Here is a 26,804-nt window from a genome sequence, read left to right as displayed (position 1 = left end):
GGCCCCTGCGGGCCCTGTCCGGCGGCGGGAGCCCCGCTGCCGCTCGTCCCGCGATCGTGCCAGAACCAGTAGGCGGCCCCGGCGATAATCACTACCGCCAGCGCGGCGCCCCAACGACGTATGTTACTGCCTTTCATTAGTTTACGGTCTCATCCTGAAGCGTTTCGCTGAATGATACTAGTTTAGTGAGGGAAGGGGCCGTAAAAATGGAGGAATTATGAAAAGAAGGTTGAGAAATGTCTGGATAACCGCCGCGACGCCGGGCGCTCCCGCGGCCGATATCCGGGGTGATATCAACTTTTAGTTTAAAAAAGCAAAAAATAGTTGTATCCGCGGGGGCTTTAATTAGATTTATGCGGTGAATAAATCAGTGCATTCTCATAATAATAAAATATGCACTTAAAAATCAACGTGTTAAATAATCAGGGGTCATTGCTGTGGCAAACGCAAACAAACTCACGCTCTTCATCGTCATTTTTATGCTGATGGGGATCCTCTCCGGCGCGGCTATCCATGCCTACGCGACGCCAACCACCGTCTCCGCCTGGGCGGACAATATTACGCTGCTCACCGATCTGTTTCTGCGGTTGATCAAAATGGTCATCGCGCCGTTGGTGTTCAGCACCCTGACGGTCGGCATTATGCGCCTCGGCGAGACGGCGACCATCGGCCGGGTAGGCGGGAAGGCGATGGTCTGGTTCATCACCTCCTCGGTATTATCCATTCTCGTCGGGCTGGTGATCGTCACCTTCCAGCACCCGGGCGCCGGGTTAAACCTGGCGGTGCCGAAAGAGGCGGTGGATACCGGCCTGGCGGTCAGCGGCATGAGCCTGAAAGGATTCCTGTCGCACACTATCCCCACCAGCATCACCGAGGCGATGGCCAACAACGAGATCCTGCAGATCGTAGTGTTCTCGATGTTCTTCGGCATCGCCGGCGCGTCGCTGGGGGAGAAGTTTAATGCTCCGCTGGTGGCGGCCCTTAACGTGGTGTCGCACATTATGCTGAAGGTGACGGGCTATGTGATGTACGTTGCGCCGCTGGCCATCTTCGCCGCCATCTCGTCGGTGATTGCCTCCCAGGGGCTGGGGATCCTGCTCAACTATGCTTCGTTCATCGGCGGCTACTACCTGGCGGTGCTGTTGACCAGCGCGGTGCTGATTGCCGTCGGCTATATGGTGCTGAAAAAAGAGGTTTTCCGCCTGCTGAACATGCTGAAAGATCCGGTGCTGGTGGCCTTTACCACCAGCAGCTCGGAAGCGGCCTATCCGAAGACCCTCGAGCGACTGGTGAAGTTTGGCTGCTCGCGCAATATCGTCTCGTTCGTCCTGCCGATTGGCTATTCGTTCAACCTCGTTGGCTCGATGGTCTACTGCTCCTTCGCCGCGATGTTTATCGCCCAGGCCTATAACGTGCCGCTGAGCTTTAGCGAGATTACGGTCATGATGCTGACCCTGATGCTGGCCTCGAAAGGTATCGCCGGGGTGCCGCGTTCGGCGCTGGTGGTGCTGGCGGCGACGATCCCCAGCTTCAATATACCGGTCGCCGGGATCCTGCTGCTGATGGGTATCGACCATTTCCTCGACATGGGGCGCTCTGCCATCAACGTGCTGGGTAATGGCATCGCCACCGCGATGCTGTCGAAAAATGAAGGGTTGCTGACCGACGAGGAAGCGCAGCCGGACTGGGAAGTGGAGAAAGCGGAAGCCTGATCCTGCCGCGCCCTTTCACTGAGGGCGCTATTCCACACGGAAAAAAGACCCCTGACAGGCACGTCAGGGGCAATGTGACGAAGTATCAGTTTTCCTCGTGTAGCGTGTTTTTTATTATATAAAGACGGGCGGTAACGTCTTTATACCGAGGAAGCGTCAGAGTTTAACGTTATGTCCGCCAGCGCTGGATATTTTTTAGCATCCTGCGGCTATTTTCGGATTTCCGACAATATAGCCAGGTCAATATCTTATTTTTTTTGTGCTGCTGTTTGCCTACCAGCGCTCACGTAAAAGATTCATAAACTGGAAAAATTCATGATTATTATTCAGGCTGTATTTTTCCATGATCTTATTCTTATGATAGGCGGCGGTGCGGGGACTCACACGCTGCAGGGCGGCGATTTTACTCATATCCAGCCCTTCGAGAATACCGTGCACTACGGCGGTCTGCGATCGCGATAACACGCGATGCGGACAGCTGGCGCAGCTGAGTTCCCGGCCTGCGGCGTCGGTAGCCGTGGGGGTCATACAATGCTGGAGCTCGCTTTTAATGATCGTCAGCAATTGCGGAATACTGGCCGTTTTTAGCGAAACAAAAATGACCCCTTTCAGGCAGTTAATCATGAACTCATCTTCCGGCAGCTGGTCATAGCTATGGAGGATAATCAGCGAGCTTCCTCTTTTTCTGTTCTTAATCAGGGTATTACACAGGTATATTTCCCCGGGGATCACTTCGCAGATAATGATATCTTCAGCTGACAGATCGGTGTTATGCCAGGAAAAACGCGCCCGCAGATCGCCCCGGGTGAGGTCATTGACCATGGCTACCAGCGATTCACGGACAAAGGCGTTGCGGGTGTTGATGGTGACATTAATGTTTCTCATGGCGTTATTTCCTTACGCAAAACATAACGCCATGCTGTGACAAATCCTCCGGGCGTATGCGGTGTGTTGAAGATATAAAAGTACCTACAATAATTTTTTATTATTTTAAAGTGAATTATTTACGACGCATCGAACGCTTATCGTTAAAAGTCAATTTCAGCCGCCTCCTGTCTTTCAGATAGGAAATAAAACTGTATACAGAGATGCTGAAGAAAAAAATGCATAGCAATAAAACTAACCACGTTTGCATGGCCATCGTTTTTACCCTGATTGTGTTGCATGGTGTCAGAATTTGCCGCGAACGGCTAATACGTTTTGTTATATGCTTTTCTGTCCCGTGAAAATCTTACGCCATCATCCTGATGTGCTAGCACTATAAGAAAGTTCTTAAGGTCATCGTCAGTCTCATTCCTCTCATTTCTCTCAGAAAACGAGAAAAATTAACACTTACGAGTTTTTTATATCCCGCACGGCCGCCGACGCGCCCCGTCGTTCAGGAAATAAAGGCCAGTCCCTTACCAAAGATTGCGCGAACGGGCAGGTGGATCCCCTGCTGGCGTGCCTTGTGACGCAGGCGGCTAACCACCACGTCGATCCGGTGCAGGTCAGGCTCGCTTTCATGGGAAAACAGGCAGGCATGGAGATCCAGTTTGCTGCACACTTCGTTGCGATTGCGCATCAGGAGCTGGACCAGGCGATATTCCTGCTGGGTTAATTCCAGCGTCCGGGCGTCGGGTGAAATCAGTTTATCCTCTTGCAGACGCCAGCTGCCGGGGGAGACGGCCGGCGGCGTGCCGATCGCCTCCGCAGGCGGAGCCGCCGGACGGTCCTGGCGCAGGCGCGCGCCGAGGGCGGTGAGGGTCTCGGCAAGATGGGCGAAGTTTACCGGTTTGATCAGATAGGCATCGGCCCCAAGGCTCAGCGCCTGCAGTTTATCCTGTTGCTGACCGCGGGCGCTGACCACCACCAGACCGTAGTGCCCCAGCTCATGCAGATAGTTCAGTACGCTGAAGCCATCCTCGCCGGGCAGGCCGATATCAACCAGCACGATATCCACCGGATGGCTGTGCAGTTGCCGCCAGAAGGCTTCGGCGCTGCGCGTCCCCCACACCTCGAAGCCGCGATAGCCCAGCCAGGCCAGCAGTTCATCCAGCAGATCGGCGTTATCTTCAATTATCGCCAGCCGTAAAGCCATACGTCGTTCTCCTCTTAAGCAACCGTGGGGAGGGTGAGAATAAAGGTGCAGCCGTCCGGGCCATGCTCGGCCAGCCACAGTTTGCCATCATGAGCCTGCACTATCTGACGCGCAACATACAGTCCGAGACCGGTGCCGCCTGGCACCGGCGATGTGTGCTCGCCGCGGCGGTAGCGCTCAAAGATCAGTTCCGCCTGTCCGGCGGGGAGTCCCGGGCCGTGGTCGCGAATGCGCAGCTCCGTTTGCCCGGCATCGGAATGAATATCGATGGCGATTTCACCGGGGGGCGAATACTTGACGGCGTTATCCAGCAGATTAGCGATAGCGATGCACAGCAGGCCGGCATCGGCCTGCAGCTGCGGGCTTTCCACCGCGCCGTGCTGGCGGATGTTCAGGTAGTGATCATGGGAGATAGCCACTACCGAGGCGGCCATGTTGATTACCGTCAGCAGGGCGGTCTGCTGGCGCTCGACGTGCAGATCGTGGGAGGCGAGCCGGGCGTCGGCAAGGCAGTTATCGGTGAGCTGCACCAGGCGGGTGGCGGCGCGGCCGATGCGATCGAAGCGCGCCTCCTGGCTGGTCGAGGCCGCCGAGAGGCGAAGATTCTCCAGCGCCGCCTGGATCACCGCCAACGGGGTGCGGAATTCGTGCGCCACCATGCCCATAAACTGCCGCTGGTGGAAGCTGGCTTCACGCTCAATCTGCAGTTCGCGCGCCAGGCGCTGCTTCTGCTCCAGCTGGCGGTTTTCAGCACGCACCCGCAGGATGGCAATGATCAGCACCGTAATGATGTGGACGATCAGCGCGTACTGCCAGAGGGAAAAGATCGCCATATGGAACGGGATAATCCCATGGATCGACAACTGCACCAGCACCGCGGCGACGACATAGAACGGCGGCAGCAGACCCAGCAGCAGGGTGGTACGGTCGATAGCTTTTTTGCGCCACAGCCACCAGGAGGTGAACAGCAGCACCGGGGTGATAATGATGAATACTACCCCTTCAATCTGCATCGCGAAGCCGTAAAACCCGAGCGGAATACTGACCTGCAGCACCAGGTTGAGCACCACCGCGGCGATCAGTAGCTGATGAAGCCGCGGCATATTCTTCTTCAAATCAAAAATCTCGCTGTGCAGCCAGAGGGCGGTAGCATAGCTGAACAGGGAGAGGCTGCTGATCATGAAGTCCTGGAGCGGCAGCGCCGCGTGGCCGAAAAACCACTCCGGGAAGCCGTGCAGGGCGGCCACCAGCGGATAATTGAGCGAGAAAAGACAGATGCCCCACAGCAGACGCCGGCGCAGGGCCAGCGCCAGCCACAGCGCCACGCCGCTGGCGACAGCGGCCAGGCCGAAATAGAAGCTCCAGAACGCGGTGTCGGCGGTCGCCCGCTGTACAAATTCCTGCGGCGAAGAGAGCGAGGCCAGCAGGATCAGAGTGCTGGTGCTCTGCAGGCGAAAGACCACCTCATAGCCGGCGGCGGTCGGCGGCGGGGGGAGGATCAGCACGCTTTCGCGGCAGTGCAGGTCGCTCTCGCGGGCGCCGTCGCGGTCGCCAAAGGTGCGCTGTGCCCAGGGGGCATCGCTGCCCAGAGGCCGGTAGTAAATAGTCAGATGGTCGACAAAAGAGGGGCCCAGCTGCAGCCAGCGCGGCTCCCCGGCAAACCACGTTCCCGGCAGTTCGCTGCGCAGCCACCAGGTTTTTCGCGAATAACCAAAGGAGGGGATCTGCCGGGTGGTGGCGAGCTGGTAGATGGGCAGGGCGGCGAAGCGATCGATGGTCATCTGGCCGCTGGCGTCCGCGTACCACTGGACCGGAATATCTATGCCCACCTGGCGCGTCGCCGCCTGAGCCTGCGGGGCGACCAGCAGCAAGAATAATCCACAGCTGAGCAGCCAGCCTGCCAGGAACTGCGGCCGGCAACGCCGGACCGCCGCGAAGATCGCAGACACCCTTTTCAATCACGCCCCCTTGCGGCATGCAAAGATTACTGACCGCAGACGTCTGGCTACGGTATGGATAATACGCCCCCGGAAGGGGGGAAAAGTGGACAGGCCTGTCCGGACGAACAGGCCATTTTGCGTGGGAGACCAGGAATATTCCAGCGTAATCTGCATCGGCAGGATCAGGACAGACCTGCTGCGCGGCGGCGGTGGGCTGGGGTTAGCGGAAAACCACCTGCGCCCAGCGGGCCAGCCCGGCGGTTACCGAGCCAAAATCATCGCCACCGGCCAGCGGAATCCCCGGCAACTGGGCGGTCAGCGCCTTTTTGATCAGCGGCGAGCGGGCACTGCCGCCGGTAAGATAGATCACGTCCGGGGTGGTCTGGCTGCTGTCGAGCGCGAGCTGCACCTGTTCCATAATGCGGGTCAACGGTTGATCCAGCGCGGCTTCCAGACCCTGCTGGGCGATGGCGGTGGCCAGCTCGTCCTGAATAAACGGCAGCGCGGTTTCGACGCTGGCGGCGCTGGAGAGGGCGATTTTGCTCTCTTCGGCGCTGCGCACCAGACGATAGCTGAGACGCTGGCGCCAGACCTTCAGCAGCAGAGCCACCTTGTCGGCATCCCGGGCGCTGCGCAGCAGATCGTTAAGCAGACGGCCGTTGGCGGTGCTGTAGAAATCGCTCTGCGCCGGCACGTCGTTGATGGCCACCGCGTTCCACCACGGAAGGATCGGCAGCGCGGTGCCTTTCTCCGTTTCGCCGCCCATGCCGAGGAGGGGCATCAGGCATTTGAAGGCCAGGGCAATGTCGAGGTCGTTACCGCCGATGCGGCAGCCGCTGTGGCCGAGCAGGCTCTGCTGGCGGTCGGCGCGCTCCCGCCACTGCGGGCCCATCAATAGCAAGGAACAGTCGGTGGTCCCACCGCCGATATCGACGACCAGCACCCGCTTTTCTTCATTGAGGGTCGCTTCAAAATCGAGCCCGGCGGCAACCGGTTCAAACTGGAAAACCACATCGCGGAAACCGGCGCGGAGAGCCGCCCGCTCAAGGATCCCCTGCGCCTGGGCGTTCGCGTCGTCGCCGCCGAGGCCCTGGAAGTTAATCGGTCGGCCAATCACCGCCTGGTCGATCTGCTCGGGAAGCTGGCTTTCGGCCTGCAGTTTGATGTGCAGCATCATGGCGCAGACCAGGTCTTCAAACAGGGCCACCTGCTGCGGCTTCAGCCCGCTGGCGCCGAGGAAGGATTTTGGCGATTTAACGAAGTAGACCTCTTCCGGATCTTCAACATACTGATGCAGGGAGGCGAGACCGAACTGCACGCTGTTGCGCAGCACCTCGATGTCTTCGTCGCGGTTGGCGGCGATGGCCCGACGCAGCAGCGCCTGGTTTTCGTCGCTGTGGGTGGGGACATCATGATGGCGATAGAGCCACTCGCTGACCGCTTCGCGCGTTGGCGCGCAGAGCATCGAGGGCAGCAGGGCGCTGCCGTTTTCCAGTGTCAACAGCTGAGGGGTGTTTTCCCGCATCAAGGCCACCGAACAGTTGGCGGTGCCGTAGTCAAAACCAATAAACATCGTCTGCAAAATCCCCATGCCGGTGAAGAAGGGGGGCGACTTTAGCGGATCGTCGCCAAGCCGACAACTGGAATTTAAAAGCAAGGCGCTGACGGTCAAGGGCGACTATCATTGTAACGCTATATAAAGGAGAGCTTATGGTGCTGTTACCCTGGACCCCGCCTTACGACTGGGCGTGGATGGTTGGTTTTCTGCAGGCGCGTGCCGTCGCCGGCGTCGAGCGCTTTGATGAAGGAGGCTATAGTCGCAGCTTTGGCGTTGAAGGGCATCGCGGGCTGATTCATCTGGCACCGGACGAGGAGGCGCAGGGCCTGCGGGTGACCCTCTCCCCGGGGCTGCAACCGGTGGCGGAGATCTGCTATGCGCGAATTGGCCAGCTGTTTGATTTAGCCTGCGACCCGCGGCAGGTCGCCGGGGCGTTGGGCCCTCTGGCCGAGGCGCGGTCGGGGCTGCGCCTGCCGGGGGCGCTGGATGCCTTCGAGCAGGCGGTGCGCGCGGTGCTGGGCCAGCTGGTGAGCGTGGCGATGGCCGCCCGGCTCACCGCCAAAGTGGCGGCTGGCTGGGGAGAACCGCTGGCGGAGGCGCCCGGCTATGTGTTATTTCCGACGCCAGAGGCGCTGTCCCGGGCCGACCCGCAGGCGCTGAAGGCACTGGGAATGCCGCTTCGGCGCGCGGAGGCGCTGATCCACCTCGCCCGGGCGGCGCTCAGCGGCGAGCTGCCCCTGAAGGCGCCAGCGGACATTGACGCCGGGCTGCGTCAACTGCAGAGCATGCCCGGGATTGGCCGCTGGACGGCAAACTACTTTGCTCTGCGCGGCTGGCAGGCGAAAGATATCTTTTTGCCGGATGATTACCTGATTAAACAGCGCTTTCCGGGAATGACCCCGGCCGCCATCGCTCGCTATGCCCGTCGCTGGCAGCCGATGCGATCGTATGCGCTGTTGCATATCTGGTATACCGATGACTGGATCCCGGCGGCGGAATAGCCGTCCGGGGCGCATACCACTGGTATCGGGACGCTGAAATCCCTATAATTGCCGCGTTTGGCGGTCCGCCGCCACCCTCCATCTCTATCCAGGTTAATCAGGTCGCAAAAATTTATGACTGATATGTCCCATCAGTGCGTCATTGTAGGCATCGCCGGCGCATCGGCTTCTGGCAAAAGTCTTATCGCCAGTACTCTCTATCGCGAATTGCGTGAACAAGTTGGCGACGAACATATTGGCGTCATTCCGGAAGACAGCTATTACAAAGATCAAAGCCATCTGTCGATGGAAGAGCGCGTCAAAACCAACTATGACCACCCGAGCTCAATGGACCACAGTCTGTTGTTCCAGCATTTGCAGATGCTGAAAAGCGGCCAGCCGATTGAACTGCCGGTCTATAGCTACGTCGAGCATACCCGCACGCCGAACACCATTCACGTCGAGCCGAAGAAGGTGATTATCCTTGAAGGGATCCTGCTGCTGACCGATGCGCGCCTGCGTAACGAGCTCAACTTCTCTATTTTCGTCGACACCCCTCTCGATATTTGCCTGATGCGCCGTATTAAGCGCGACGTTAACGAGCGCGGCCGCTCCATGGACTCGGTGATGGCCCAGTATCAGAAAACCGTGCGCCCGATGTTCCTGCAGTTTATTGAACCGTCGAAGCAGTATGCCGACATCATCGTGCCGCGCGGCGGCAAAAACCGCATCGCTATTGATATTCTGAAGGCCAAAATCAGTCAGTTCTTTGAATAACCTGGCCGAATTGTGTAACGTGCAAAGAGTAGCCCTGTTGCCCTCTCCGCCGCGAAGCGTGCGGGAAGCAGCCTTATAAGGAGAAAGCCCATGCGTCTGTGTGACCGAGATATCGAAGCCTGGTTGGATGAAGGGCGACTCGCCATCAATCCGCGTCCGCCCGTTGAGCGTATTAATGGCGCGACGGTTGATGTACGGCTGGGTAATAAATTTCGCACCTTCCGTGGCCACACGGCGCCGTTTATCGATTTAAGCGGCCCGAAGGCCGAGGTCAGCGCCGCGCTGGACCGCGTGATGAGCGAAGAGATCGTCCTGCCGGAAGGGGAGGCCTTTTTCCTGCATCCGGGCGAACTGGCGCTGGCGGTGACCTACGAGTCTGTCACCCTGCCTGCCGACCTGGTAGGCTGGCTGGACGGACGCTCCTCGCTGGCGCGCCTGGGGCTGATGGTGCACGTTACCGCGCACCGTATCGATCCAGGCTGGTCCGGCTGCATCGTGCTTGAGTTCTACAACTCCGGCAAGCTGCCGCTGGCGCTGCGCCCGGGGATGCCCATCGGCGCGCTGAGCTTTGAACCGTTATCGGGCCCGGCGGCCCGGCCGTATAACCGCCGTGAAGACGCCAAATATCGCGACCAGCAGGGTGCGGTGGCGAGCCGAATCGACAAGGATTGATAACGTCAACGGGGTGTTGCTGAGGGTGCCATGAGACGAATACTGACAACGCTGATGATCCTGCTGGCGGTCATTGTCGCCGGGCTTACCTCGTTGGTATTGCTGGTCAATCCCAACGATTTTCGCGCCTATATGGTGCATGAGGTGGCAGAGCGCAGCGGTTATCAGCTTGACCTTGATGGCCCGCTGCGCTGGCACGTCTGGCCGCAGCTCAGCATTCTCAGCGGACGGATGACGCTGACCGCCAGAGGCGCCGAAGAGCCGGTGATCCGCGCCGACAATATGCGCCTCGACGTGGCGCTGCTGCCGCTGCTCTCGCATCAGCTGCAGGTGAAGCAGGTCATGCTCAAGGGCGCGGTGATCCAGCTGACCCCGAAAACCGAGGCGGTTCGCGACAGCTCAGCGCCAGTGGTGCCGCATGATAACACCCTGCCGCTGGCCCCGGAGGATCGCGGATGGTCCTACGATGTGCGTCAGCTGCAGGTGGCCGACAGCGTGCTCTTCTTCCAGCATGAGAACGGCGAGCAGGTGACCGTGCGCGATATCCGTCTGCAGATGGAGCAGGATGAGAATCACCGGGCCACCGTGGATTTCTCCGGCCGGGTGAACCGCGACCAGCGCGACCTGGCGCTGAACTTCTCCGCCACCGTGCAGGGCGGCGATTATCCGCACTCCTTAAAAGCCGACTTTACCCAGCTTAGCTGGCAGCTGCGCGGCGCCGAGCTCCCACCGGACGGCATTAATGGTCAGGGGAGTCTGCAGGCCAGCTGGCAGGAAGATGACAAGACCCTGCGTTTTGACAACCTGAATCTGATGGCTAACCGCAGCACCGTTACCGGCAGCGGCAGCGTGGTGCTGGGGGATCGCCCGGACTGGTCATTGGATCTGCACGCCACCACTCTCGATCTCGATAGTCTGCTGGCGCAAAGGTCGCCGGCGACGGACAGTAGCGCCAGTCAGCAGGGCCAGAGTCAGACGCGACCGCTGCGCCCGGTGATCGCCGACAGCGATGAGCGCGAAGATTACCAGAGCCTGCGCGGCTTCAACGGCCGAATGGCCCTGAGCGCCGACCAGCTGCAGTGGCGCGGTCTGAACTTCACCCAGGTGCAGAGCGAAATCAGCAACCAGCAGGGGCTGCTGACGGTCAGCAAAATGCAGGGCAATCTTGACGGCGGGCAGCTCTCTCTCCCTGGCACCCTGGATGCCCGCGGCGACACGCCGCTGGCGACGTTCCAGCCGGCGCTGCAGAATGTTGAGATCGGTTCGCTGATCAAAGCCTTTAACTATTCCTTAAACCTGACCGGCAAGCTGTCGCTGAGCGGCGAATTTTCCGGAACGCGCATTGACGCCGATGATTTCCGTCGCCACTGGCAGGGACAGGCTCAGCTCCAGATGGCCGATACCCGCACCGAAGGGCTGAACTTCCAGCAGCTGGTGCAGCAGGCCGTGGAACGCAGCACCAACGTGCGGGCGCAGGAAAATTACGACAATGCCACCCGCCTGGATTCCGTGAGCAGCCGGCTGACGCTGGATAACGGGCTGGTGACGCTGAACCGCCTGCAGGGACAGTCCGACGTGATGGCGATGACCGGCGAAGGACAGCTCGATCTGCAGAAAGAGAACTGCGATATGCGCTTCAACGTGCGCGTGCTCGGCGGCTGGAAAGGGGAGGGCAAGCTTATCGACCGCCTGAAACAGACCGCTATCCCGCTGCGCATCTACGGCGAATGGCAGTCGCTGAGCTACAGTCTGCAGGTCGACCAGATCTTGCGCAAACAGCTGCAGGATGAAGCGAAGCAGCGCCTCAACGACTGGGTTGAGCGTAATAAAGGCAGCAAAGACGGCAACGATGCCAAAAAGCTGCTCGATAAGCTGTAATTCCTACCACCGCGGCCCGGAAGTTTCCGGGCTGTGTTTATCGTCAAAGCGTAATGTCACAATGATGCCGGGTGGCGGCTGCGCCTGACCCGGCCTGGGATGTGCGCAATATCATCCGTTTGCGTCGCCACTTAATGTAGGCCTGATAAGCGCAGCGCCATCAGGCAGTGTGGCATCTACGCCTGACCCGGCCTGGATTATACGGAGGGTGTCATCCCCCGATTAGTTCGCCATCCCGTAGGCCTGATAAGCGAAGCGCCATCAGGCAGTGTGGCGGCTACGCCTGACCCGGCCTGGATTATACGGTGGGTGTCATACCCCGATTAGTTCGCCATCCCGTAGGCCTGGTAAGCGCAGCGCCATCAGGCAGTGTGGCAGCTACGCCTGACCCGGTCTGGATTATACGGTGGGTGTCATCCCCCGATTAGTTCGCCATCCCGTAGGCCTGATAAGCGCAGCGCCATCAGGCATTAAACAGGATACCTGGCTATCAATTTTACGGCCCGGGGTAACCCGGGCCGTTTTATGCCTGACGATTACACCTCATAATCCAGCTCATCCTGCTTTACCGGCGGGACGATCTGCACCTTCTGCACCCGATGGCTGTCGACCTGCAGCGTGCGCAGCGTATAACCGTCAATCTCAATGGTCTCCCCCACCTGCGGCACATGCTGCAAATACTCCATCAGCAGACCGGCGACGGTGTGGTACTCCCGTTTATCATCCAGCGGCAGCGGAACGTACTGCACCAGATCCTCCAGCGGCATATGGCCATTGACCGTCCATGAACCGTCCTGATGATGCTGAATATCGTGCCGGGCATCGATCTCCTCCACCTCATTGGGCAGATTACCGGCGATGGTCTCCATCACGTCGCTGAGGGTCACAATCCCCTCGACGGAACCAAACTCATCGACCACAAAGGCAAAATGGGTGCGGGCCTGGCGGAACTGATCGAGCGCCGAGAGGAGCGGCAGCCCCTCCGGGAAGACCAGCGGTTGACGCACCAGCGCCTGCAGATCCAGCGGCTCCTGGCGCAGGGACTGCTGGAGCAGGTCAATAACATGCACCACCCCCAGCAGATCTTCATTATCCTTCCCGCCGGTGACCACCAGCCGGGTATGCTGATTTTTCTCCACCAGGCTGCGGATCTCTTCCTCCGGCGCGCTGAGGTTGATGCGCTCGATATCATGGCGCGACGTCATAATACTGCTGACGCTGCGCTGATTAAGGTTCAGCACCCGCTCAATCATCAGTCGTTCCTGCGGATTAAACAGTGGATGTTGATCCTGATCGGCGACCAGCGACGCCGTGTCAGCATCCAGTTCAGCTTTTTCTTTCTGCCCGCTCAGCAAATTCATCACCGCTTCGGTAGTGCGCTGACGCAGCGTCATATTGGCGGAGAGGAAGCGACGGCGGTTAAACTGCGCCAACTGGTTAAGCGCTTCAATCATGACCGAGAAGCCAATGGCCGCATATAAATAGCCTTTCGGAATGATAAAGCTGAAGCCTTCAGCAATCAGGCTGAAGCCGATCATCAGCAGGAAGCTCAGACAGAGGATCACGATGGTCGGGTGGCTGTTAACGAAGCGCGTCAGAGCCTTGCTGGCCATCAGCATCAGGCTGATGGCGATAACCACCGCTGCCATCATCACCGCCAGGTGATCGACCATGCCGACGGCGGTGATCACCGAGTCAAGCGAGAAGATGGCGTCGAGCACCACGATCTGCGCCACGACGGCCCAGAATTTCGCCCCTTTGCGCTGGGTGGGGTTATCGCTGTCTTTCCCCTCCAGCCGCTCATTAAGCTCGACGGTCGCTTTAAACAGCAGAAACAGGCCGCCAAACAGCATAATTAAATCGCGAGCGCTAAAGCTGAAGTCGTGAAAAACAATCAGCGGTTTGGTCAGGGTGACCAGCCAGGAGATAGAGGCCAGCAGCAGAAGACGCATGACCATCGCCAGCATCAGGCCAGTGATCCGCGCGCGGTCGCGCTGGGCGGGAGGGAGCTTCTCGGCGAGGATAGCGATAAAGACCAGGTTATCGATACCCAACACCAGCTCGATAACCACCAGCGTGACGAGACCTGCCCAGATTGACGGATCGGCAATCCATTCCATATGTATTAAAACCTGTACGACTGCGGTATGTGTTACCACGATCATGGATAAGATGAGTCTAAAATGCAATAACGACGCGGATATCGCCCTGCCGTGGGTGGATATATTTCCAGCGGATTAAGCGAACCGATAAGAATTATGTTCCGGAAAAGAACAGTGAAAAAATAACACCATGGCGGCGACCATGGAATAAGCTTGCCGATATCAGAACTTTTTCCGCTGCGTTTCAGCGAGGGCGGCAAAAGGGCTTCCTCCCGCGGTTCGTCACGGCGAGCGCGGATGCGCAGAGCAGAAGCGAAGCGCGAAGTCCGCTCACAGAACCGGCATAATTCATATTATGAAGTGAGTGCAGAATAGGGCGGATCGCAGTTCACCGTCGCGGATTCAGGCTAATATGTCGTCATATCCGGCTGTTTATGCTGAAATATATTGCCTGGCGAAATTTATTATCTCTATCTATTCTTTCCAGGCATACGCGCGGCGCGGCGGGGCCGGCGGCCAACAGACCCCGATAGACGGGCCTCTCAGCCACATCGCGCGGCGCAAAGGAACGAGCCGCTGAATAACCTGAACGAAAATAAGATTATTCTCACTTCTGACTGTTGGTAAAAGGGAGTTGTGTGTATTCTTTTACGTGACAGTGAATTTAAGAATTTGGCGGGCAGATGCCCGGGCAGTATCCGTGTATTATCAGTTCCAATGGATTTGTGACATGTACAATTTTGCAAAACCGCGTGTTTTGCAACCAAACAGGTGAAGATGAATATGGCGAACTTGAAAGCGGTTATTCCGGTCGCAGGACTAGGCATGCATATGCTGCCGGCCACAAAGGCAATTCCAAAGGAGATGCTGCCGATCGTTGATAAGCCAATGATTCAGTACATCGTTGACGAAATCGTCGCCGCCGGGATCAAAGAGATTGTTCTGGTGACGCACTCCTCGAAGAACGCGGTGGAAAACCACTTCGATACCTCCTACGAGCTGGAAGCCCTGCTGGAACAGCGCGTGAAGCGCCAGCTGCTGGCGGAAGTGCAGGCCATTTGCCCGCCGGGCGTGACCATCATGAACGTGCGTCAGGCGCAGCCGCTGGGCCTGGGCCACTCCATCCTCTGCGCCCGCCCGGTAGTCGGCGACAACCCGTTTGTGGTGGTCCTGCCGGATATCATCCTTGACGGCGGCACCGCTGACCCGCTGCGCTATAACCTCGCCGCTATGATCGCCCGCTTTAACGAGACCGGCCGCAGCCAGGTGCTGGCGAAACGCATGCCGGGCGATCTCTCCGAATACTCCGTCATCCAGACCAAAGAGCCAATGGTGGCTGAAGGCCAGGTGGCGCGTATCGTTGAGTTTATTGAAAAACCGGACGAACCGCAGACCCTGGACTCCGACCTGATGGCGGTGGGGCGCTACGTGCTGTCGGCGGATATCTGGGCCGAACTGGAACGTACCGAGCCGGGCGCATGGGGCCGTATCCAGCTGACCGACGCCATTGCCGAACTGGCGAAGAAGCAGTCCGTCGACGCGATGCTGATGACCGGCGAAAGCTACGACTGCGGGAAGAAAATGGGCTACATGCAGGCCTTCGTCACCTACGGCATGCGTAACCTGAAAGAAGGCGCCAAATTCCGCGAAAGTATTAAAAAAATGCTGGCCTGATTGCTAGCGTAGTACGGGGGGCAGGGCGTGAATATTCGTCCTGCCGCTCATAACGTTATGCAGAAATTATTCATAACGCGAATGTTATAACGATTGTAAAGAAACGTATGGCTTCGGAGACTTCTGGTAGTTTGTCTCTGGCCTCTGTGGTGCAATGGTCGGAGTAGCGGCAATAATGCTTTATGAATAGTCACTTAGTGCGACAATTCCTAAAGCGCAGGGAAAGCGGTCAACGTCAGCCAAAAATAAAACTTGACTGCGATCATGTTTCCGCTTTAAACATCTCACTTGCATGCATAAAAATGTGAAATGAATTGGCATGCGAGCTGGTACAGACATTACGGATAATCCCTGAGCACGGCAGTGGACATCATCGAAGGATCACAGGTATATGAACTGGCAACTCATCTCATTTTTTGGCGATAGCACTGTTTTGCTGCCCAGCGCAGCGGCGCTGTTTATTGTCCTGATGCTGCGTAAAACGTCGCGGTTGCTGGCGTGGCAGTGGAGTTTGCTGTTCGGCATCACCGGCGCTATCGTCTGCGCCTCCAAACTGGCCTTTATGGGCTGGGGTCTGGGTATTCGTGAACTGGATTACACCGGCTTCAGCGGCCACTCCGCGCTCTCCGCGGCCTTCTGGCCTATCTTCCTGTGGCTGCTCAGCGCCCGTTTCTCCGTCGGTCTGCGTAAAGCGGCCGTTATTACCGGCTATGTTCTGGCCGCCGTGGTGGGCTATTCGCGGCTGGTCATCCATGCGCATTCCGTCTCGGAAGTGATTGCCGGCCTGCTGCTGGGCGCTGCTGGCAGCGCTTTGTTCCTGGTGTTGCAAAAACGTACCTCTGATCCGGAAAGCGTGAATATCTCATGGGGCGGTGTCGCATGCCTGGTGATGGTCCCTCTTATCCTGTTACATAGCGGCAGCAAAGCGCCGACTCAGTCCCTGCTGGGACAAATCGCCACCGCGGTGGGGCCGCTGGATAAACCCTTTACGCGTACCGATCTGCACAAGCAGGCCTGGTAATCGCCATTTGTTTTACAGGGGAAATTAAGTTTTCGCCGGTTAATTAGACAAATAAGAAAATAATCTACTATATACCCGGTAATTGATAATTCATATTTATGAAATAATGAAGTGCTACTACATTGTTATTGCATATTTGTCTGGATATAGCTTTGATCAGACGTTTCTTAAATGCGCTGAGACGTTACCCGATGCACATTCAATGAATATCCAGACACAGGAAACTATTAGAAATTGTAGTTGACTATAACGCCATCATCTGATTTTTGCATGAAGATGAGCTATGGAAAAAGACGTTTTATTACAGTCAGTTAGCTGCATGTGTGATGTTGTAGCAGTACCGGAAAGATTTCTAACCCTGGAAATCAGTGAATAATCTTAATTGGTGACCCGCTTATTTTTTGTCAGTAGAACGACAGGCGGCATTAATTGGCAGATATTCGGTAACAACACTCCCAATTGTGACCGAAATCCCGTAAACTTAATGCCGCCAAAAATAATGGCCTGACCAATTATTCATCCACAGGTCGATAAAAATTAAGCCGTTCAGGTAGTCAGTGCGCTGGTAGCTGTTAAGCCAGGGGCGGTAGCGTCGCTGAAGCCGCTTGCTGCTGCACAGAGGTTCTCTTCAACGGCTGTAAATATCGACCCGGTCAGGATGATCATCATCAATAGATATCTATCAATTTTCTACGGATATCCTCAGAAGTTGGCCAGGAGCGGCTGCTGTTATCGCCTGGACATTAACTTTCCTGTCTCATCGATAGCCTGTAGGGTAAAATTCGCCTACATTGTGAGCTGAGTGGATGTTATAAGGCTAACAAGCAGCTTAGGGTAAATGTACTTGCCTCGCCGGTGTTGCACAGCGAAGTCAGCTGGTGCCGCGAGCGCTTTCTATCTTGGTATTCCCCTCATTCTCATTGAGATACGACAGCGGGGCTGAAAATGGATCTTGTACAATGATAAAAATTGCGCGCATTGCCGTGACGTTGGGTTTGCTTTCCTCCCTGGGAGCCCAGGCTTACGCGGCCGGGTTAGTGGTAAATGACAACGACTTGCGTAACGACCTGGCCTGGCTTTCCGATCGTGGGGTCATCCATCTGAGCCTGTCGACTTGGCCGCTGAGCCAGGAAGAGATCTCCCGGGCGCTAAAAAAGGCCAAACCGTCCTATTCTTCTGAGCAAGTGGTGCTGGCGCGTATTAACCAGCGACTGTCTGCCTTAAAAGCGGATTTCCGGGTTACCGGCTACACTTCAACCGATCAGCCGGGCACTCCGCAGGGGTTTGGTCAGACACAGCCGGCAGATAACTCGTTAGGCCTGGCGTTCAACAACAGCGGCGAGTGGTGGGATATCCACCTGCAGGGTAACGTCGAAGGAGGGGAACGGATCAGCAACGGATCGCGCTTCAACGCCAACGGCGCATACGGCGCGGTGAAGTTCTGGAACCAGTGGCTCTCTTTTGGTCAGGTTCCGCAGTGGTGGGGGCCGGGCTATGAAGGTAGTCTCATCCGCGGGGATGCGATGCGGCCGATGACCGGCTTCCTGATGCAGCGGGCAGAGCAGGCGGCGCCAGAGACCTGGTGGTTACGCTGGGTGGGGCCATGGCAGTACCAGATCTCCGCCAGCCAGATGAATCAATATACCGCTGTGCCTCATGCCAAAATTATCGGTGGTCGTTTTACCTTTTCACCATTCCAGTCTTTAGAATTAGGCGCATCACGCATTATGCAGTGGGGTGGGGAAGGGCGGCCTGAATCACTCAGTAACTTCTGGGATGGTTTAACAGGCAAGGATAATACCGCCGCAAACGATCCCAATGAACCAGGGAACCAACTGGCCGGTTTTGACTTTAAGTTCAAACTCGAGCCGACTCTTGGCTGGCCGGTGAGCTTCTACGGGCAGATGATCGGCGAGGATGAGTCTGGTTTTCTTCCTTCAGCAAATATGTTCCTTGGCGGTGTTGAAGGGCACCATGGGTGGGGCAAAGATGCGGTTAACTGGTATGTGGAAGCGCATGACACGCGTACCAACATGAGCCGAACCAATTACAGCTATACCCACCACATCTATAAAGATGGTTATTACCAACAAGGGTATCCACTGGGGGATGCAATGGGTGGGGATGGTCAACTCATTGCCGGGAAGGTTGAGCTGATTACCGAAGATAACCAGCGTTGGAGTACACGCCTCGTTTACGCCAAAGTTAACCCTGAGAACCAGTCGATCAATAAAGCATTCCCCCATGCTGATATCTTGAAAGGTGTACAGCTAGGCTGGAGCGGCGATGTTTATCAGTCTGTTCGTCTGAATACCTCTTTGTGGTACACAAACGCGAACAACAGCGACAGCGATGACGTTGGGGCCAGCGCAGGGATAGAGATACCGTTTAGTTTATAAGGCTGAATGCTGAAAATAGAGGAGAGAGGGTGGTAGTGCTGCAGGAGGCAGTCAGTTTTTATCTCTCCACAAGCCGGCAGGTAAGCAACGGCGATGACAGCTGCTCAGGAATTGGCAAATTTTGATTTACTGATGATGTGACATTATGAAGAAAAAAATTGTTAGATTTTCGGCATTAGCGTTGGCGATTGGGTTTTTATCGGGTTGTACAATCATCCCTGGTCAGGGATTAAACAGTCTGCGCAAGAACGTGGTTGAGCTTCCAGACAGCGACTACGATCTGGATAAGTTAGTGAACGTGTATCCAATGACACCAGGCCTGATCGATCAGCTCCGTCCAGAGACTGTACTCGCTCGTCCAAACCCACAGCTGGATAATTTACTACGCAGTTATGAATATCGCATCGGAGTTGGCGATGTACTTATGGTCACTGTTTGGGATCATCCGGAATTGACAACGCCTGCAGGCCAATACCGTAGCGCCAGCGACACTGGTAACTGGGTTAATTCCGACGGCACGATATTCTATCCATATATAGGTAAAGTTCAGGTGGCTGGTAAAACAATCAGTCAGGTACGCCAGGATATTGCCAGTCGCTTGACAACATATATCGAAAGCCCTCAAGTTGATGTCAGTATTGCTGCCTTTAGATCGCAAAAAACGTATGTTACTGGTGAAGTTATGAAGTCAGGCCAGCAGCCGATTACGAATATCCCACTAACTGTGATGGATGCAATTAATAATGCTGGTGGTCTGGCACCTGATGCTGACTGGCGCAATGTTGTATTAACACATAACGGTAAAGATACGAAAATTTCTCTATATGCGCTAATGCAAAAAGGCGATTTGTCGCAAAACCATCTTCTTTATCCTGGTGATATTTTGTTTATCCCTCGAAATGATGATCTGAAAGTGTTTGTTATGGGGGAAGTAGTTAAACAAGCAACTATGAAGATGGATCGGAGTGGGATGACTTTGGCTGAAGCATTAGGTAATGCAGAAGGGATTTCACAGGCAATGAGTGATGCTACAGGCGTATTTGTTATCCGGCAGTTGAAAGGGGATAAACAAGGAAAGATTGCAAACATCTACCAATTAAATGCACAAGATGCATCCGCTATGGTGTTGGGCACAGAGTTCCAACTACAGCCTTATGATATTGTTTATGTCACTACAGCTCCGTTGGTTCGTTGGAATCGAGTAATTTCACAACTCGTACCGACCATTACAGGGGTACACGATATGACAGAAACTGGTAAGTTTATAAGGACTTGGTGATAAAGATGTTTAATTCAGTTTTAGTCATTTGTACAGGGAACATTTGCCGTTCACCGATTGCGGAAAGATTGCTGCAAAAACTGATGCCAAAGAAAAAGATAGCATCAGCAGGTGTTGGCGCCTTAATAGGGAATTCAGCTGACCCTTCGGCAATAGCCGTAGCAGAGAAATACCATTTATCATTAGATGGTCATGTTGGTAAACAACTGTCGTCATCTATGGCTCGTCAATATGATTTAATATTGGTTATGGAAAAACACCATCTTGAACAAGTGACTCATATATCCCCTGAATCAAGAGGCAAGACAATGCTTTTAGGTCACTGGATGGGAGGGAAAGAAATCCCTGATCCATACCGCAAAAGTGATGAGGCATTTGATTTAGTATACCAATTAATTAATCAAGCATGCCGCAGTTGGGCAGAAAAGATGGGTCAATAACTTCAGGATAAAGTGCATGGCATCGGTAACGAATAACAAACAAACACCTACCGAATCGGATGATATCGATTTAGGTAAAATTGTCGGTGAGTTAATAGACCATCGCAAGCTAATTATTGCTATCTCAACAGCTTTTACGGTTATAGCAGTGCTCTATGCATTACTAGCGACTCCAATATATCAATCAACAGCACTAATTCAGGTTGAGCAAAAACAAGGTAACGCCATTTTAGATAGCCTGAGTCAGATGCTTCCTGATAGCCAACCACAGTCAGCGCCTGAAATAGCATTAATTCAGTCTCGAATGATATTAGGGAAAACTGTAGATGATCTAAATTTACAAGCAGAAATCGAGCCAAAGTATTTCCCGATATTTGGACGAGGTTTGGCAAGATTGCTGGGTAAAGAGCCCGGGACTATATCAGTCCCAAGATTCTATTTAGATACAGGAAGTAATGATGTACCCTCTGAGGTTACTTTAACTATCTTGGGTGAGAATAATTTTGAAATTGAGGGGGAAGGATTTTCTTTAAAAGGTAAAAAGGGTGTTCTGTTGGAAGATAAGGGAGTTTCAATTCTCGTAGACTCTATCGATGCCCAACCTGGAAGTCAATTCAAAATAACCTATATAAGTCGTTTGAAAGCTATTAGCAACTTGTTAGAGTCATTAAATGTAGCAGACCAAGGGAAAGATACTGGGATGTTAAATTTGACTTTTACAGGCGATAATCCGACTTTAATATCACAAGTTTTAAGTAGCATTACTCAGAACTATCTTGCGCAAAATGTTGAAAGACAAGCAGCGCAAGATGCAAAAAGTCTTGAGTTTCTGAATGAACAATTACCAAAGGTAAGAACTGATTTAGATGCAGCTGAGGATAAGTTAAATAACTATCGTAAGCAAAAAGACTCTGTTGATTTAACAATGGAGGCTAAATCTGTTTTGGATCAGATAGTAAACGTTGATAATCAACTTAATGAACTTACTTTCAGAGAAGCCGAGATTTCTCAGCTATATACGAAAGAACATCCAACTTATAAAGCGTTAATGGAGAAAAGACAAACATTACAAACGGAGAGGAATAAATTAAACAAGAAAGTTAGCTCAATGCCCTCGACTCAACAAGAGGTTTTGAGATTAAGCAGAGATGTTGAGTCCGGTAGGGCTGTGTATTTGCAATTGCTGAGCCGACAGCAAGAGCTAAATATTGCCAAATCTAGTGCTATAGGTAACGTACGTATTATTGATAATGCAATTACTGAACCAAAACCGGTAAAACCTAAAAAAATTCTTGTGATTGCTTTAGGTATTATCATCGGGTTATTCTTTTCTGTAGGTTTTGTTTTCGTCAGAGTATTCTTGCGGAGAGGTATCGAGTCCCCTGAGCAGCTTGAAGAAATGGGAATCAATGTATACGCGAGCATCCCTGTATCAGAATGGCTTACTAAAAACACTAATAAAAATAAAAGACAAAAAAATGAATCTGATACATTGTTAGCTGTTGAAAACCCAGCAGATTTGGCTGTTGAAGCTATCAGAAGTTTAAGAACTAGTCTTCATTTTGCAATGATGGAGTCGAAAAATAACATATTAATGATTTCTGGAGCTAGTCCTAATGCGGGTAAAACATTCGTAAGTACGAATTTAGCCGCTACAATCGCGATGACAGGAAAGAAAGTTCTGTTTATCGACTCTGATCTCCGAAAAGGATACGTTCACAAAATGTTGGGTTCGGAAAATGTCAAAGGTTTATCTGATATTTTATCTGGCCAAGCGAAAGTTGAAAGTATTATCGAAAGAGTCAGTGGGGGGGAATTTGATTATATTGGTCGTGGACAAACACCACCAAATCCTGCAGAGTTGCTGATGCATCCTCGATTCAAGGAACTATTATCTTGGGCATCGCAGAACTATGAATTAGTAATTGTCGATACGCCTCCAATTTTGGCTGTTACCGATGCGGCAATAATCGGGCAATATGCTGGAACAACTCTACTTGTAGCTCGTTTTGAAGCAAATACAGCTAAAGAAATTGCTGTAAGTATTAAACGCTTCGAACAAACAGGCGTAGTTATCAAAGGGTGTATCTTGAATGGTGTAATGAAAAAAGCGAGTAGCTATTATAGCTATGGCTATAGCCAATATGGCTACTCATATACAGATAATAAATCTAAATAAAAAATTATTGTGGCCGTTGTATGGCCACAATAATGTCTATTTTGCATTAACATCATAAGTAGGCGTGTAACTATGACACTCTTTACAAAGAATATAAGTTGCAGTATATCATTAGTGATAACGGACTTCTTAAGCTTTGTCCTGTCACTTTATTTTTCTGTTTTTATTTTGTCTTTAACTTTAAATAATTTTGATGCTCGAGTTCCGAATGATCAATTAGAAGGATGGATTGCACTTCATTGGTTACTCGGGGTCTGTTGTGTGGCTTGGTATGGAATAAGATTAAGGCATTATTTCTATCGTAAAACATTTTGGTTTGAGCTTAAAGAAATATTGAGAACATTAGTTATTTTTGCTGTTATTGAAATGGCTGTGATGGCATTTGCAAAATGGTATTTCTCCCGCTATGTTTGGTTGTTAACGTGGGTTATGGCAATATTTCTCGTACCATTAGCTCGTATTGCCATAAAGTGGTTGTTGATGAAATGGGGTTTATGGTTGCGAGATACTTGGATTATTGGAAGCGGGAAAAACGCTTATGAAGCTTATAAAGCAATCTCAAGCGAGCGTAATCTCGGTTTAAATGTAGTTGGTTTTGTCACTGATGAACAAATGCAAGGAGAGCAACGTAAAACGATTGATGAGCTTCCAATAATTATAGGAAATATCGATTGGTTAAATAATAAAGATAAACGAACCCAATTTATCGTAGCTGTTGAATCTGAACAAAGTGATATTCGCAACAAATGGTTACGCGAGTTCATGATCAAAGGGTATCGTTACGTTTCGGTAATACCTACGTTAAGAGGGATGCCTCTGGATAGTACAGATATGTCCTTCATTTTTAGTCATGAAGTTATGATTTTCCGTGTCCAACAGAATCTGGCGAAGTGGTCATCTCGGATAATTAAGAGATGTTTTGATATTTTCGGGTCTATTTGCATAATATTGATGTTATCACCTCTTCTTTTATATATATATATGAAAGTTAAAAAAGACGGCGGTCCCGCTATTTACGGACATGAACGAGTGGGTATTAATGGAAAGACATTTAAATGCCTCAAGTTTAGGTCTATGGTTGTTAATTCAAAGGATGTATTAGATGAATTATTGAAAAATGACCCTATAGCCAAAGAAGAGTGGGATGCAACTTTTAAATTAAAAAATGATCCTAGGATAACAAAAATTGGTGCTTTTCTGCGTAAGACTAGTCTGGATGAACTGCCTCAATTATTTAATGTTTTGAAAGGAGAGATGAGTTTAGTTGGGCCGCGACCAATAATTAATGCTGAATTAGAAAGGTATAATGATCAAGTTGATTATTATCTTTTGAGTAAGCCAGGCATGACTGGGCTTTGGCAGGTTAGCGGAAGAAGTGATGTTGATTATGATACCCGTGTTTATTTGGACGCATGGTATGTTAAAAATTGGTCTATGTGGAATGATATAGCCATACTTTTAAAAACTGTCACAGTAGTGCTTAAAAAAGATGGTGCATACTGATTCATTATGCTTGGATAAAAACAATGAATAATGTGGCCCTGAAAGAAAAGACTATAACAAGTCTTATCTGGAATGCGATCGAAAGATTTATGGTACAGGGAGGGCAATTTGTAATAAAGATTCTAATTGCCCGACAAATCTCTCCTGACGATTATGGATTAGTAGGAATTGTTGCTGTATTTTTAGTTTTGTCGGACGTAATTATTAATGGGGGATTTTCGCAAGCTTTAATACAAAAAAAAGATAGAACATCTCTGGATTACTCAACTGTCTTTTATATAAATATATTTGTTGCAATACTATTATATCTTGCTCTCTTTTTCTTCTCACCTTTAATTTCTGACTTTTATAATGATCAGAGATTAACTGATATAATAAGATTAATTTCTATTAGTATAGTTATAAAATCATTAAGCGTTGTTCAGTTGGCAAAAATAAGCATTGAATTAAATTTCAAAGCTAAAACAATTGTTAATTTCTGGGCGGTTCTGATTAGTGGTTTTATTGCAGTATATATGGCTTATAATGATTGGGGAGTATATGCATTAATCTATCAAACCATATTATATTCAATAATTGTGACCGTTCTAATGTTTTTCATTGCCAAATGGACTCCAAAACTAGAGTTTTCAATGGCACGGGCATATAGTTTATTCAGTTTTGGATCAAAGATATTCTTGGCCAATCTAGTTGGTGTGATTTCAGACAACTCATACGCTATTCTTATCGGTAAGCTATTTTCTAGTAAAGAAGTTGGTTTTTTTACGCAAGGGAGAAATCTTCCTGACTTGTTATCTGTTAATCTTTTCAACATATTACAAGGAGTTCTTTTTCCTGTAATGTCATCTGCACAGGATGACAAAGAAAGGTTGTTAAGGATATATAAGAAAAGTCTAAATATGACTGCATTTATTGTCCTGCCATCTATGGTTGGGTTAGTAATTATTGCCGAGCCATTTGTTAGAGTATTTCTGACTGAAAAATGGTTGCCGAGTGTATTTATTATTCAATGGCTTGCATTATCAAGAATGATTGTTCCATTAGGTGCTATTAATGCAAATTTGCTAAATTCAATTGGCAGGTCAGATTTATATCTTAAAATTGACTTAATTAAACTTCCTCTTACTATTCTAGGATTACTGATCTCCTCACCATTTGGGTTACAATATATGGTAATCAGTAACTTTATAGTAGCAATATTTTATTATTTTATTAATGCGTATTATCCAGGCAAAATCTTCAACTTCGGGCCTATATCGCAACTGCTAAACATGTTCCCAATTATAGTTTCTACGAGTGTTATGTTTGTCGCGACATATTTTTGGTCAATCAACAATGGCTTGTTAGACATTATTATCAAGATCGTAGTCGGTGCGATAGTATACATTATTTCCTGCTTTGTTCTCAAAGTTGAATCTGTTAAGGAAATTTGGTCCTATATGCTAGGTAAAATTAAGGGAAAAAACAGGAGAAGTACTTGTGGCTAATGTAATCATTTTTACTAATGAATATTTTCCCTTCAAAGGAGGGATCGGGCGCTACTGTGAAGAAGTTATTAATGAAATAAAACTTCAGCACAAGGTTACGCTTGTGGGGCCTGCGTACGATTCATCTTTGACTCGCGATAAACGTTCTGAAGGAATCCGTTTAGAGCTTTTTCCTGGTGGTCAATTTAAGTATTGGCATTTGCCAAAACTCATCAAGAAAGTGAGCTCGATCGATTTTGAACAATATGATTATGTCTTGGTTGCAGATTGGCCATTCTGGGTAGCAATTGAATTTTTGAATAGATTTAGTTTTAAACGGAAAATTCGTTTTAATTTAATGCTACACGGTAGCGAAGTGTTAAACTTGAAATTTGGGCGAGCTTCCATCTTTAGTAAAATACTAAACATGTTTGATGGGGTAAAGAAAATATTTACAAATAGCAATTATACAAAAAAAATTCTTTTAGAGTATCATCAAGTACCCAAAGATATATCGATTATTACAACTTATTTAGGTGTTAATGAAAGTGAGTTCGCTAGAAACAATGTCTTTCTAAAAAACGTTAACAACGAAACATTTAATATATTATCTGTTGGAAGACTTGATGAAAGAAAAGGATTCGATAACGTAATAAAAGCATTAGGGATGCTGGATAATGATGTTAAACAACATATAAAATTTACAATAGTTGGAAATGGCAGTTTAGAATTCAAGGGATATCTAAAAACCTTAGCAAAAGAAAATTCTGTTGATGTAGAGATTAAATCTGGCGTCTCTGACTCTAAATTAAACGAGTTATATGGCGAAGCAAATTTATTTGTTTTGGCTGCGAAATCTAGTAATAAAAAAATTGAAGGATTTGGATTGGTTTTTCTTGAGGCGGCTAAACATGGAGTCCCATCTCTAGCAACAGATGTAGGCGCTATTAGTGAGGTCGTAAAAAATGAAAACACTGGTCTTGTAGTCAAAGAAGATATTTCAGAATTATCGCAGGCTATATATCGCTGCTATACTCATAGAGATCTGTTAGTTAAATTTAGTAATAATTGCGTTAATGACGTTGCTAATTATTCATGGGCAAAACTAGCAGATATTACTTTCTCAGATATCAATAATAAGTAA

At 51.1% G+C, this 26,804-nt stretch carries 20 protein-coding genes and 2 pseudogenes; 14 read left to right on the top strand and 8 right to left on the bottom strand.

The annotated features are described in order from the left end of the window. Window positions 1-137, bottom strand: a pseudogene (locus RRF55_RS15535) (multidrug transporter subunit MdtA); the annotation flags it as partial. A 300-nt stretch (window positions 138-437) separates the two neighbouring features. On the opposite strand from RRF55_RS15535, the gene RRF55_RS15530 reads away from it, so the two are divergent. Beyond that, window positions 438-1,712, top strand: coding sequence for a dicarboxylate/amino acid:cation symporter (locus RRF55_RS15530; RefSeq protein WP_004149053.1), 1,275 nt, complete (start codon window positions 438-440; stop codon window positions 1,710-1,712). Between the two features lie 273 nt (window positions 1,713-1,985). Here RRF55_RS15530 and RRF55_RS15525 read toward each other — a convergent pair whose 3' ends face one another. From RRF55_RS15525 to yegD, 5 genes are all read right to left on the bottom strand, one after another. Further along, complete coding sequence (locus RRF55_RS15525) at window positions 1,986-2,597, bottom strand: helix-turn-helix transcriptional regulator (protein ID WP_004899454.1); 612 nt, start codon at window positions 2,595-2,597, stop codon at window positions 1,986-1,988. A gap of 115 nt (window positions 2,598-2,712) precedes the next feature. Beyond that, a complete protein-coding gene (locus RRF55_RS15520) occupies window positions 2,713-2,853 on the bottom strand; it encodes a small membrane protein (RefSeq protein WP_032411492.1) in 141 nt (46 codons plus the stop codon). Window positions 2,854-3,090: 237 nt separating this feature from the next. Continuing rightward, entirely contained in the window at window positions 3,091-3,792 is a 702-nt protein-coding gene (locus tag RRF55_RS15515) for a response regulator transcription factor (protein ID WP_004899452.1), read from the bottom strand. Between the two features lie 14 nt (window positions 3,793-3,806). Beyond that, the gene (locus tag RRF55_RS15510; protein WP_032438779.1) at window positions 3,807-5,663 is read right to left on the bottom strand and encodes a sensor histidine kinase; all 1,857 of its coding nucleotides are present in this window, start codon (window positions 5,661-5,663) and stop codon (window positions 3,807-3,809) included. Window positions 5,664-5,952: 289 nt separating this feature from the next. Then, a complete protein-coding gene (yegD, locus tag RRF55_RS15505; RefSeq protein WP_048332203.1) occupies window positions 5,953-7,305 on the bottom strand; it encodes a molecular chaperone in 1,353 nt (450 codons plus the stop codon). A 137-nt stretch (window positions 7,306-7,442) separates the two neighbouring features. Between yegD and alkA the strand changes: the two genes are divergently transcribed. From alkA to asmA, 4 genes are all read left to right on the top strand, one after another. After that, window positions 7,443-8,291, top strand: coding sequence for a DNA-3-methyladenine glycosylase 2 (gene alkA / locus RRF55_RS15500; protein ID WP_439419141.1), 849 nt, complete (start codon window positions 7,443-7,445; stop codon window positions 8,289-8,291). Window positions 8,292-8,405: 114 nt separating this feature from the next. After that, window positions 8,406-9,047: a uridine kinase gene (gene udk / locus RRF55_RS15495; protein WP_002912442.1), complete on the top strand. Its 642-nt coding sequence runs from the start codon at window positions 8,406-8,408 to the stop codon at window positions 9,045-9,047. Between the two features lie 90 nt (window positions 9,048-9,137). Beyond that, on the top strand, window positions 9,138-9,719 hold the full coding sequence (gene dcd / locus RRF55_RS15490) for a dCTP deaminase (RefSeq protein WP_004151145.1): 582 nt from the start codon (window positions 9,138-9,140) through the stop codon (window positions 9,717-9,719). Between the two features lie 30 nt (window positions 9,720-9,749). After that, window positions 9,750-11,597 carry an outer membrane assembly protein AsmA gene (gene asmA, locus RRF55_RS15485; RefSeq protein ID WP_004180531.1) on the top strand — a complete coding sequence of 616 codons (1,848 nt, stop codon included), beginning with the start codon at window positions 9,750-9,752 and terminating at the stop codon, window positions 11,595-11,597. A 536-nt stretch (window positions 11,598-12,133) separates the two neighbouring features. Here asmA and RRF55_RS15480 read toward each other — a convergent pair. Beyond that, window positions 12,134-13,717, bottom strand: coding sequence for a TerC family protein (locus tag RRF55_RS15480; RefSeq protein WP_064153717.1), 1,584 nt, complete (start codon window positions 13,715-13,717; stop codon window positions 12,134-12,136). 759 nt (window positions 13,718-14,476) lie between these two features. Here RRF55_RS15480 and galF point away from each other — a divergent pair. Further along, window positions 14,477-15,449 (top strand): annotated as a pseudogene (gene galF / locus RRF55_RS15475) (GalU regulator GalF). 315 nt (window positions 15,450-15,764) lie between these two features. Then, complete coding sequence (locus RRF55_RS15470; RefSeq protein ID WP_020324300.1) at window positions 15,765-16,394, top strand: phosphatase PAP2 family protein; 630 nt, start codon at window positions 15,765-15,767, stop codon at window positions 16,392-16,394. Between the two features lie 546 nt (window positions 16,395-16,940). Here RRF55_RS15470 and RRF55_RS15465 read toward each other — a convergent pair. Beyond that, a complete protein-coding gene (locus tag RRF55_RS15465; protein WP_020324291.1) occupies window positions 16,941-17,063 on the bottom strand; it encodes a hypothetical protein in 123 nt (40 codons plus the stop codon). 290 nt (window positions 17,064-17,353) lie between these two features. On the opposite strand from RRF55_RS15465, the gene RRF55_RS15460 reads away from it, so the two are divergent. The 7 genes from RRF55_RS15460 to RRF55_RS15430 all read left to right on the top strand — a co-directional run bounded on the left by RRF55_RS15460 (window position 17,354) and on the right by RRF55_RS15430 (window position 26,804). Then, window positions 17,354-18,793 (top strand): capsule assembly Wzi family protein, encoded by a 1,440-nt coding sequence (locus tag RRF55_RS15460; protein ID WP_064153716.1) that lies wholly within the window; start codon window positions 17,354-17,356, stop codon window positions 18,791-18,793. Window positions 18,794-18,938: 145 nt separating this feature from the next. Further along, window positions 18,939-20,072, top strand: coding sequence for a polysaccharide export protein (locus RRF55_RS15455; protein WP_049206078.1), 1,134 nt, complete (start codon window positions 18,939-18,941; stop codon window positions 20,070-20,072). 5 nt (window positions 20,073-20,077) lie between these two features. Then, window positions 20,078-20,512 (top strand): arsenate reductase/protein-tyrosine-phosphatase family protein, encoded by a 435-nt coding sequence (locus tag RRF55_RS15450; RefSeq protein ID WP_024177910.1) that lies wholly within the window; start codon window positions 20,078-20,080, stop codon window positions 20,510-20,512. 16 nt (window positions 20,513-20,528) lie between these two features. Then, complete coding sequence (locus RRF55_RS15445) at window positions 20,529-22,691, top strand: polysaccharide biosynthesis tyrosine autokinase (protein WP_102007300.1); 2,163 nt, start codon at window positions 20,529-20,531, stop codon at window positions 22,689-22,691. Between the two features lie 72 nt (window positions 22,692-22,763). Continuing rightward, on the top strand, window positions 22,764-24,194 hold the full coding sequence (wbaP, locus tag RRF55_RS15440) for an undecaprenyl-phosphate galactose phosphotransferase WbaP (protein ID WP_032411481.1): 1,431 nt from the start codon (window positions 22,764-22,766) through the stop codon (window positions 24,192-24,194). Between the two features lie 23 nt (window positions 24,195-24,217). Beyond that, complete coding sequence (locus RRF55_RS15435) at window positions 24,218-25,681, top strand: lipopolysaccharide biosynthesis protein (RefSeq protein WP_032411479.1); 1,464 nt, start codon at window positions 24,218-24,220, stop codon at window positions 25,679-25,681. Next, on the top strand, window positions 25,674-26,804 hold the full coding sequence (locus tag RRF55_RS15430) for a glycosyltransferase family 4 protein (RefSeq protein ID WP_021514687.1): 1,131 nt from the start codon (window positions 25,674-25,676) through the stop codon (window positions 26,802-26,804). The genes RRF55_RS15435 and RRF55_RS15430 overlap by 8 nt, the downstream gene beginning before the upstream one ends.

The organism is Klebsiella sp. K47, assembly GCF_051858335.1.
GTDB lineage: Bacteria > Pseudomonadota > Gammaproteobacteria > Enterobacterales > Enterobacteriaceae > Klebsiella > Klebsiella pneumoniae.
This window is presented reverse-complemented; position numbering and strand designations above follow the sequence as displayed.

Coding starts and splice junctions, on each gene's coding strand:
- RRF55_RS15450 (WP_024177910.1), top strand. CDS start 20,078: ATGTTTAATTCAGTTTTAGTCATTTGTACAGGGAACATTTGCCGTTCA.
- alkA (WP_439419141.1), top strand. CDS start 7,443: ATGGTGCTGTTACCCTGGACCCCGCCTTACGACTGGGCGTGGATGGTT.
- RRF55_RS15445 (WP_102007300.1), top strand. CDS start 20,529: ATGGCATCGGTAACGAATAACAAACAAACACCTACCGAATCGGATGAT.
- RRF55_RS15470 (WP_020324300.1), top strand. CDS start 15,765: ATGAACTGGCAACTCATCTCATTTTTTGGCGATAGCACTGTTTTGCTG.
- RRF55_RS15525 (WP_004899454.1), bottom strand. CDS start 2,597: ATGAGAAACATTAATGTCACCATCAACACCCGCAACGCCTTTGTCCGT.
- yegD (WP_048332203.1), bottom strand. CDS start 7,305: ATGTTTATTGGTTTTGACTACGGCACCGCCAACTGTTCGGTGGCCTTG.
- RRF55_RS15460 (WP_064153716.1), top strand. CDS start 17,354: ATGATAAAAATTGCGCGCATTGCCGTGACGTTGGGTTTGCTTTCCTCC.
- wbaP (WP_032411481.1), top strand. CDS start 22,764: ATGACACTCTTTACAAAGAATATAAGTTGCAGTATATCATTAGTGATA.
- RRF55_RS15515 (WP_004899452.1), bottom strand. CDS start 3,792: ATGGCTTTACGGCTGGCGATAATTGAAGATAACGCCGATCTGCTGGAT.
- dcd (WP_004151145.1), top strand. CDS start 9,138: ATGCGTCTGTGTGACCGAGATATCGAAGCCTGGTTGGATGAAGGGCGA.
- udk (WP_002912442.1), top strand. CDS start 8,406: ATGACTGATATGTCCCATCAGTGCGTCATTGTAGGCATCGCCGGCGCA.
- asmA (WP_004180531.1), top strand. CDS start 9,750: ATGAGACGAATACTGACAACGCTGATGATCCTGCTGGCGGTCATTGTC.
- RRF55_RS15520 (WP_032411492.1), bottom strand. CDS start 2,853: ATGGCCATGCAAACGTGGTTAGTTTTATTGCTATGCATTTTTTTCTTC.
- RRF55_RS15455 (WP_049206078.1), top strand. CDS start 18,939: ATGAAGAAAAAAATTGTTAGATTTTCGGCATTAGCGTTGGCGATTGGG.
- RRF55_RS15435 (WP_032411479.1), top strand. CDS start 24,218: ATGAATAATGTGGCCCTGAAAGAAAAGACTATAACAAGTCTTATCTGG.
- RRF55_RS15480 (WP_064153717.1), bottom strand. CDS start 13,717: ATGGAATGGATTGCCGATCCGTCAATCTGGGCAGGTCTCGTCACGCTG.
- RRF55_RS15465 (WP_020324291.1), bottom strand. CDS start 17,063: ATGATGATCATCCTGACCGGGTCGATATTTACAGCCGTTGAAGAGAAC.